The 1,237-nt window shown below is 53.6% G+C and carries 1 protein-coding gene; it reads right to left on the bottom strand.

Going from position 1 to position 1,237, the window contains the following annotated elements; genetic code table 11:
- Window positions 1-19: 19 nt before the first annotated feature.
- On the bottom strand, window positions 20-991 hold the full coding sequence (locus tag K0F75_RS25375) for an IS110 family transposase (protein ID WP_219064701.1): 972 nt from the start codon (window positions 989-991) through the stop codon (window positions 20-22).
- Window positions 992-1,237: the final 246 nt, after the last annotated feature.

Raw genomic sequence — 1,237 nt, 5'->3', positions numbered from 1 at the left:
GTAGATACCGTCTTGACCCTCAATGAGCAAGCGCCAGTTTTGGGTCAAACGGCTTCCCCGACTTAAGCACGCCATAAACGATATGCAGCAGCTTACGCATCGCCGCGCAGACAATCTGTTTCGGGGCTTTGCCTCTGTCTTTCAAGCGCTCCGCTAATGCTTTCACCGCCGGGTTGTACCGCATCGCGACAATGCCAGGCATGTAAAACGCGGTGCGCAGCCTCGTCGAGCCAGTTTTGGATATATGGGTAGGACCTGTCCAGTTCCCCGATGTGTTCACCAACGGGTTTAAGCCCGCAAAGGCGACGATCGCACGCGGCCCCCGGTAGTCCAGCGGATCACCCAGTTCTGCAAGGATCACGGCTGCCGTCGTTTCGCCAAGCCCGTCTATGGTGACAATCAGATCGCGCTTTTGACGTAGATCCGGGTCATCGTCGATCCCATCCTTGATGGCTTTTTTAGTCTCGGCAATCTCATTTTTGACGTGATCGATGACCGACTGAATCGATTTCTGGACACTACTCTCGGAAACCTCCAGACGATTGGTTTCCATCTGCAGGATCTCTTGAAGATCGCCCAGCCGGCGGACCAAAGCCCGCAAGCGACGACGAGGCAGCGGCTCTGGCACCCAGGCTCTGAGATCCATCTGTTTGTCCCGAGCATAGGTTGCAATCAGCTTGGCGTCAGCCTTGTCTGTCTTGACTCGCCTCAGATCTTGCTTGGAAAAACTATGAATAATCGCCGGATTAACCACGCAGACCCTATATCCCTTGCTGTACAGGAAGTCGGCGACACCCTGGTGATAGACGCTAGTGGCTTCCATCACGAGCCAGGCGTCTGGTTTGGCATGTTTCTCTAGCCAAGCCTCCAGCTCTTGAAAACCCGAGGGTTTGTTAGGCAGCTTGGCCTTGGTTCTGAACTTGCCATTGTCCAACGGAGTGGCAATGTCGAATGAATTCTTGGCGATGTCGATACCGACGAAAGCGGACATGGTCTTCTCCTCAGTAGAAAAAAAGATCATCACAGCACTCTGCCTTACCTTGTTAATGCGTGCTCACGTCAATGACGGGCAACTAGATACCGTTCGGACTTGTCGAGTGAGTGTGGAGGGCAGGAGCGCTATCTACTATGCAAGCTCAAGGCTTAAGGAGCTGATCGGCTTCCTGGTCCTCCCCCGATGATCAGTCGAGAACTATCGCTCGTTGAAAAGCGATAGTCGAGATACAAGGAGCTGACT

The sequence above is a fragment of the Pseudomonas sp. UMAB-08 genome, assembly GCF_900095225.1.
In the GTDB taxonomy this organism is placed as follows: Bacteria; Pseudomonadota; Gammaproteobacteria; order Pseudomonadales; family Pseudomonadaceae; genus Aquipseudomonas.
The sequence above is the reverse complement of the archived record's forward strand: the minus strand, read 5'-3'. Positions and strand labels throughout refer to the sequence as shown.